The following is a 6,854-nucleotide window of genomic DNA, read 5'->3' on the forward strand; positions in this document are numbered from 1 at the left end:
GGCCGGGGCGGCGGGCCGACCGGCGGCGCATCGCGCCGCCTCTTGAGTAAGTGAAGAACGTTTTCGACAGGGTCGGCTACCGGATCACCGGCCGGTGAGTGATCGTCAGTTGGGTTGCACCTGCGGTCATGGTCAGGGTTTCGAGCATGAGCGGCTTAACGTCCTGCTGGGTCTGGGTGATGCGCTGGGACACGAGCACGGGCACCCCTTCGGGCACGTGCAGGGCGGCGCGCTCGTCGGGGTTGGGCATGCGGGCGCTGACGCCCTCGCGCCACTCGATCGCGCCGTGCGCTGCGGCCAGTGCCGCGTACGCGTCGGTGTTGAACACCTCGGGCTGGTGGGCCAGGAGGGTGCCGGTGATCTGTTCCATGGGCAGAAGTGCCGTGTAGCGGGCACGGATTCCGCTGGACTCGTGCGTGTAGAGGCGCTGGACGAGGTAGGCGGCTTCGCCTTCCTCCGTGTTCAGCAGCTCCGCCGCGCTGGGTTCGAGGCGTACGCGGTAGACGGTGGGCTCTTCCGCGTCGTGCCATCCGGCCGGGCAGTGGTACTGGTCGCCGAAGCACAGAACCGTGCGCTCGACGAGGATGGTCGCTTCGGGTTCCGGCTGGGGACCCCTGACAAAGGTTCCGCGTCCCTGCTGGACGTCGAGCAGGCCGTCCGCCCGGAGTTCGGCGACGGCCTGACGGACGGTGGGTCGGGAGACCTGGTAGAGCGCGGTGAGCTTGTCTTCCGTCGGGATCTGCTCGCCTGGTCGCCACGTGCCGCGCGCGATGGCCTTGCGCATCTCGCGCGCGACCTGCTTGTAGAGCGCCTGTCCTCTCACTGCCGCCACTTGGGCCCCCTTGATGACGGTTCGTTCGTAGCCGTCAGGTCCGTTATCAAACAGAAATTTGTTTCCCGTTGCCGCTGCTCAAGCCCCTTGCGGCGACCAGAATTCAGCAGTCGTCAGGATGAATGCCCTTGCGCCCGGAGTCAAGTGCGCTCATCATCGACCTCCCACGAAATTCATCATGACGACTGACCTACCGGGCGGTCGTTCGGGGAGGAGTGAGAGGGACATGACCTTGAAGAACTTGCCGCTCGACGCGGCGCGGCTGGGCAGCGCGCTGTGCGTGTCGGTGGAGGAGAAGACGGATCCCGACACGGGACAGGTGAAGGCCGACCGGGACGGGCTGCCGGTGTGGACGGTGGGCGTCGCGGTCCGTCCCGAAGGTCGTAAGACGGCGCTGATCGAGGTCGCCGTGTCGGGTGAACCGGTGGGTGTGGAGGTCGGGCAGGCGGTTCGACTGGTGGGCCTGGAGGCCTTCTGGTGGGAGATGAACCGTCGCATGGGCCTGTCCTTCCGCGCGGCCTCGGTGGTCCCCGTCACCGCCCCGTCCAAGCCGAACTCGGGGGCCGACCCGCGCACCGCCGGCGGGAGCACGAAGTGAGCGGCAGACCTCGTGACTGGCGGGACCTGCGCGAGAGGTTGAACGACCTCGGCGACCTGGCGGCGGAGATCGCACCGGATCTGGACTGGGGCACGTACCGGTTCCTGTTCGCGATCATCGCGCAGATGGCGCAGGACGCCGCCGCGCTGGCGCGGGACCTGGAGACGGAGCTGTGCAACCTGGCAGCGGAGAACGGCATCGAGCTGCCGCCGCTGGACCTGGACGGCGGTGGTGTCGGTGAGGGGTGCTCGGCTTCTACCTGGCGCAAACCCATCTCGCCGACCCGATCGCGGCGGCCGTGACGTGGTTCGTCACGGGCCTGACCCACTCCCCCGCCCCCTAGTCGAACTGGAGTTCGCGTGAGTCGACCACGGGCCGTCCGGTCCCCGTCGTCCGTCGTCCTCGGCCACACCGGGCTGTATCTGGTGTGGCCGGGGCGGCCCGTCCTTCCCTGGAGACATCCCCCATGAACAATCCGTATGAGAGCGATGCGGCACGTCGTGAATTCCTGGCCCGGGACGAGCGGCTGAGAAATCTGGGCGACGTTGATCGAGACCTGGTCCGTCTGGGTCAAATGCCGGGGCTGGCGCGGTGGCTGGAGCAGATCACCGCGACCGGCGGATGCGCCCGTCCGGTGTACCTGACCGGAGCGTCCGCCACGTTCAGCGCCACGTCAGGTGAGATGGTGCGCCGGTACAGCACGGCGGCGGAGCCCGGGGAACGGCTGGCGCTGCGCTGCCGGAACCGCCGTTCCTCACGGTGCGGGCCCTGCTCGTGGCTGCATCAAGGCGACAGCTGGCATCTCGTGCACGCGGGTCTGGCCGGCGGGAAGGGTGTCCCGGTCGTGGTGGGCTCGCATCCGCTGGTGTTCCTCACGCTGACGGCGCCGTCCTTCGGGCGGGTGCACCGCGCGGGCCGCTGTCATGGCGCGCGTGCCGATGTGTGCGAGCACGGCAATCCACTGGGCTGCGGCCGTATCCACCCGGACGGTGGGCGTCTGGTGGGCGAGCCGTTGTGCGCCGAGTGCTACGACTACCCGGGGCACGTGCTGTGGAACGCCCACGCGGGCGCGCTGTGGAAGGCCTACACCGACAACCTGTACCACCATCTGGCAGCGCTGGGCTCGGTGAGCCGTTCGAGGATTCGGCGTGTGCTGCGGGCGTCGGCGGTGAAGGTCGCGGAGTACCAGCGGCGCGGCGTGGTCCACTTCCACGCCGTTGTGCGCCTCGACGGTCCGGGCGGTTCCGCTGAACAGCCCCCGCCGTGGGCGACGGTCGGCGTGCTGCTGGAGGCGGTACGCACGGCGGTAACGGCGGTCTCGCTGGCGGCCCCCGAATCGGCGGCCTACGGCGGACGGCTGCTGCGGTTCGGCGTGCAGTTCGACGTCCACGAGATCGGCGGCGGGGACGACACCGGGATCACCGGTGACCGTGTGGCCGCGTACGTGGCGAAGTACACGACCAAGGGCGCGGAGCTGGCCGGCGGCGTTGACCGGCGGGTGACGAGCGCGGAGGAGATCCGGTCGTTGGGTTTGTCCGCTCACATGCGGGCGCTCGTCGGGGTGTGCTGGCGGCTGGGCGCTCTGCCGGAGCTGGCACACCTGCGCCTTCGGGCCTGGGCTCACATGCTCGGCTACCGGGGCCACTGCCTCACCAAAACCCGGGCCTACTCCACGACGTTCCGCAGGCTGCGGGAAGAGCGCGGCGACCATGCCAGGGGCGCCTCTGCTGGTGAGCACGAACTCACCGTGGGCAGCTGGCGGTTCGCGGGCGCGGGTCACCGGCCCGGTGAGGCGTTGATCGCTGAGGGTATCGCCGCCGACCTTCAGCAGACCCGCGAGATCGCCCGTGACCACCTAGCCCATGGGTGGGTGGGTGGGGCGCGGCGAGGACCCCGGGGGGCTGACGCGGGCCGGCACACGGGGGCGGACCATGACGGATGATGTCGTGGGGTGTGCGCCCGCCGATGGCCCTGGCCCGAGCCCTGATGATCAAGACTGGGCCTGGGCGAGAGAGCAGGCCCGGCGGGCCCCGAAGTGGTCGGATGAGAAGTGGCGGCGCATGAACACGGTTCTCGCCATAAAGGTCGAGAACGGTGAACCGCCCCGCCGTGTCCCCCCTCCTTCGTGAACTCGGGCGGTCCCGGCTACGACTCGTTGTAGATCGGGGCCAACCGGTCGCGTAGCGGCGTGCGGCTGCCTCGGCCGACGGGCAGGACCAGGATGGCCGTGAACGTCCGCTCGACGTAGGCGCGCTTCTCGGCGAGCGTGTTGTCCGGGCGGTCCCACTCCTTTGCCACGTCGATGGGCTGGCCCTGGAGTGCGTTCATCCTGCGCTGCCAGATGTTGCGCAGCTTCATCAGGCGGCGTTCCTCGGCTTCGTACTCGGCAAGATCCTTGTAGTACCGCTCGGCACTGATCTTCCGTTCCCTGCGGGCCTGCTTGGCGTCCGCGATGTCCTCGCGCACGTTGGCCAACTTGTGCTCGTCGGGCCAGGGTTCGCCGGCGGTCACGGCACCTCGCTGCTCGCTCTCCTCCTGGTGCTTGGCGATCACCAGCTTGCGGATCAGTTCATCGGTCTCCGGACCGCCGACCCGCACGCCCCCGCAGCCCCGTCCGGTAGCCTTGTTGGGGCACTGGTAGACGTGGTAGCCCTCCGGCTTCTTCTGGCTCGGAGAGGCCTTCATCGCGCGCAGCTTCGCACCGCAGTCGTCCTTGCCGCACCGAAGCGTCCCGGTGCCGAGGTACTTACGCGTGTTGTGGCCGGTGCCGCGTTCGGAACTGGCCTCGATGAGAGCGCAGATCGCCTCCCACTGCTTGACTGTCAAGATCCGCTGATGCTGACCCTTCACCGGCTTGCCCTCGTCGTCGTACACGATGACCATGCGCGTGCTCTCCGTCCCCGTCTCCTCGTCGAACTCGACGACGGTGCGTGAACGGTAACCACAGATCCGGGGATTGCTCAGAACCTTCTTGAGTGCCTGCACGGTCCAGGGCTTCCCGCTGACCGTGAGGATTCCATCGCTGGTCCACCCCGTGACGATCTGGTACCACACACCGCCCGCGAGCAACTTCTTCGCCGCGCGACGCAGCAGCCACGCCTCAAGCTCGTCCAGTGTCCGGCGGTCCTCCTGCCAGCCGAACGGGCGAGGCCCCCCACCCGGAATCCCCTGCTTCTGCATGGCACTGTGCTTGCGCTTGACGCGCCTGGAGGTGTCCGCCGACGCCTTGTTGTTCATGGCGGTGATGACCCGCGCCATGGCGCGCCCGTTGTCGGTCAGAAGATCCAGGCTGCCGGTGATGTCGATGATCGGCACACCGTAGCGCTGCACCACGTCGATGGCGTCTTCGAGGTGGCGCGGATCACGCGTCAGGCGGTCGATGTCGTAGACGATCAAACCGTCGATGCGCTCGCCGTTGGGCGCCCGACGCTCCTTCAAATCCTTCAGCGCGCCTTCGAACACGGGCCGCACGACCCGATAGGCCACCTGCCCGTCAGGCAGTCGCACCCGTCGGCGCTTCCACGCCGAGGTGTCCGGCTCGGTGTAGGTGTAGACGTACCTGCCCCCGCGACTCTCGACGAACTCTCGGTCGTCCTTCTCCTGCTCGTCGCGACTCTTGATGTCCTTGCCGGTCAGATACTTCTTAGCCTTCCCTGACGCTGTGGTGTCGGTCAGCTCCCCCTCTTCCTCTTCCGTTGAGAGGCGGGTCAAGCCGGCCCAGTTCTGACCTTCGAGCTTGCCCCACTGCACCTGCCGAATCAGCTCATCGCCCATGAGTCAAAACTACATCTACCCACCTGCTGAAGGGCGTTGTCGCCGTAGTTGTCGCCGGCGTTCTGGTAGACGCGCCAGCTGACGCCCGCGTTCTGCAGCGCCTCGGCGTAGGTCTGCCAGCGCAGGCCCTTCTCGTCGCCGCCGTCGTAGGCCGGGCCGCCCGCGGTGCCGGCCGGGTCGATCTGGCCGGACCACAGGTAGGTGCGGTTGGGGCCGGTGGCGGACAGGATCGAGCAGTGGTAGGCGTCGCAGACGGTGTAGGCGTCGGCGAGCGCGTAGTGGAACGGTATGTCCTCGCGCGCCATGAACCCCATGGTTCTGTCGGAGCCCTTGGCGGCGATCCAGGAGTCCATCTTCCCGTTGTTCCACGCCTGGTGCTGGGTGGACCACGAGTGGTCGAGCGAGCCGTCGCACTGGGCGAGTTGCTCGCCGCTGACGCCCCACCACCACGTGCTGGTCTTGCTGAGCTGCCACGGGTACTGCCGGCCGCTGCCGTTGGGCTGGTTGAACACGCTGGTGCCGCCCGCGATCTGGATCGCGGTGCGGTCGCCGAAGCCGCGCACGCCCTTCAGCGCGCCGAAGTAGTGGTCGAAGCTGCGGTTCTCCTGCATGAGCACCACGACGTGCTTGACGTCGCGGATCGTGCCCGTCGGGGCGGCGGAGGCGCTGGACACCGCGCCGGGCAGGGCGGCGTCCAGGCCGATGGCCGCGCCGAGGGCGGCGGCCGAGCCGAGGAAGGTGCGGCGGGTGACACGACTGCTGGCAGGGGACACGTGAGGCCTCCGAGAAGTATGGACAACTCCGGCGGACGATCCGGCAGCGGCGACTGTCGGGCAGTCAGATGGCTACCGGCCGGTAGCCGGGTGGCGGAGAAGTTACACGCGGCCGACGGTTCGCGGAAGCCTCGCCGCAGCGGCTCTCCGGCCCGCGCACCCGGGTTGACCGATTCGCCGTCTATGACGGGACGCGGCGAGAGCGGATACTGGCCGACCGGCTCGGTACCGGCGCGCGCGTACCGGGCCAACAGGTCCTTCTCTCAAAGGGGTTGGCATGCCAGGCAGCACGTACGACTACGTCATCGTCGGCGCCGGTTCGGCAGGCTGCGTGCTGGCCGCACGGCTGTCGCAGGACCCGGACGTCCGGGTGGCGGTGGTCGAGGCGGGCGGGCCGGACACCGCGCGGGAGATCCACGTGCCGGTCGCGTTCCCACAGCTGTTCAAGTCGGACGTCGACTGGGACTTCGACACCGATCCGGAGCCCGGCCTCGGCGGGCGGCGGGTCTACCTGCCCCGCGGCCGGACCTTCGGCGGCTGCAGCTCGCTGAACGCGATGATCTACGTCAGGGGTGCCCGCGCCGACTACGACGGCTGGGCGGCGGCCGGGGCCACCGGCTGGTCGTACGGCGAGGTGCTGCCGTACTTCCGGTACGCGGAGGACAACGAGCGCGGCGAGGACGAGTTCCACGGCGTCGGCGGGCCGCTGACCGTCAGTGACGGCCGCTCCGGGCACCCGCTCGCGTCGGCGTTCATCCAGGCCGCCGGACAGGCCGGGTACAAGGCGAACGACGACTTCAACGGCGCGACGCAGTTCGGCGTCGGGCGCTACCAGGTGACGCAGCGTGGCGGCCTGCGGTGCAGCGCGGCCGACGCC

General features: G+C 69.0%; 7 protein-coding genes. 4 read left to right on the forward strand and 3 right to left on the reverse strand.

Going from position 1 to position 6,854, the window contains the following annotated elements; genetic code table 11:
* Window positions 1-76: 76 nt before the first annotated feature.
* On the reverse strand, window positions 77-832 hold the full coding sequence (locus AB0O00_RS25645) for a GntR family transcriptional regulator (RefSeq protein ID WP_363655511.1): 756 nt from the start codon (window positions 830-832) through the stop codon (window positions 77-79).
* 226 nt (window positions 833-1,058) lie between these two features.
* On the opposite strand from AB0O00_RS25645, the gene AB0O00_RS25650 reads away from it, so the two are divergent.
* From AB0O00_RS25650 to AB0O00_RS25660, 3 genes are all read left to right on the forward strand, one after another.
* Entirely contained in the window at window positions 1,059-1,430 is a 372-nt protein-coding gene (locus AB0O00_RS25650; RefSeq protein ID WP_363655513.1) for a hypothetical protein, read from the forward strand.
* Window positions 1,427-1,732 carry a hypothetical protein gene (locus AB0O00_RS25655; RefSeq protein WP_363655515.1) on the forward strand — a complete coding sequence of 102 codons (306 nt, stop codon included), beginning with the start codon at window positions 1,427-1,429 and terminating at the stop codon, window positions 1,730-1,732. The genes AB0O00_RS25650 and AB0O00_RS25655 overlap by 4 nt, the downstream gene beginning before the upstream one ends.
* Before the next feature lie 164 nt (window positions 1,733-1,896).
* Window positions 1,897-3,372, forward strand: a complete 1,476-nt coding sequence (locus AB0O00_RS25660; RefSeq protein WP_363655517.1) for a replication initiator — start codon at window positions 1,897-1,899, stop codon at window positions 3,370-3,372.
* A 203-nt stretch (window positions 3,373-3,575) separates the two neighbouring features.
* On the opposite strand, the gene AB0O00_RS25665 is transcribed toward AB0O00_RS25660, so the two are convergent.
* Together AB0O00_RS25665 and AB0O00_RS25670 are read right to left on the reverse strand one after the other, a co-directional pair.
* Window positions 3,576-5,204 carry a recombinase family protein gene (locus AB0O00_RS25665; RefSeq protein ID WP_363655519.1) on the reverse strand — a complete coding sequence of 543 codons (1,629 nt, stop codon included), beginning with the start codon at window positions 5,202-5,204 and terminating at the stop codon, window positions 3,576-3,578.
* The gene (locus AB0O00_RS25670; RefSeq protein ID WP_363655522.1) at window positions 5,189-5,908 is read right to left on the reverse strand and encodes an alkaline phosphatase family protein; all 720 of its coding nucleotides are present in this window, start codon (window positions 5,906-5,908) and stop codon (window positions 5,189-5,191) included. Before AB0O00_RS25670 ends, AB0O00_RS25665 begins: the two co-directional genes overlap by 16 nt.
* Before the next feature lie 346 nt (window positions 5,909-6,254).
* On the opposite strand from AB0O00_RS25670, the gene AB0O00_RS25675 reads away from it, so the two are divergent.
* Window positions 6,255-6,854 (forward strand): GMC family oxidoreductase N-terminal domain-containing protein (locus AB0O00_RS25675; protein ID WP_363655521.1); only part of this gene is annotated, 600 nt, incomplete at its 3' end.

Origin of the sequence: Kitasatospora sp. NPDC093558 (assembly GCF_040683475.1) — a bacterium.
Classification (GTDB): Bacteria; Actinomycetota; Actinomycetes; order Streptomycetales; family Streptomycetaceae; genus Kitasatospora.

Excerpts from the sequence above, each read along its gene's own strand:
- AB0O00_RS25650 (WP_363655513.1), top strand. The coding sequence starts at position 1,059 with ATGACCTTGAAGAACTTGCCGCTCGACGCGGCGCGGCTGGGCAGCGCG.
- AB0O00_RS25660 (WP_363655517.1), top strand. The coding sequence starts at position 1,897 with ATGAACAATCCGTATGAGAGCGATGCGGCACGTCGTGAATTCCTGGCC.
- AB0O00_RS25665 (WP_363655519.1), bottom strand. The coding sequence starts at position 5,204 with ATGGGCGATGAGCTGATTCGGCAGGTGCAGTGGGGCAAGCTCGAAGGT.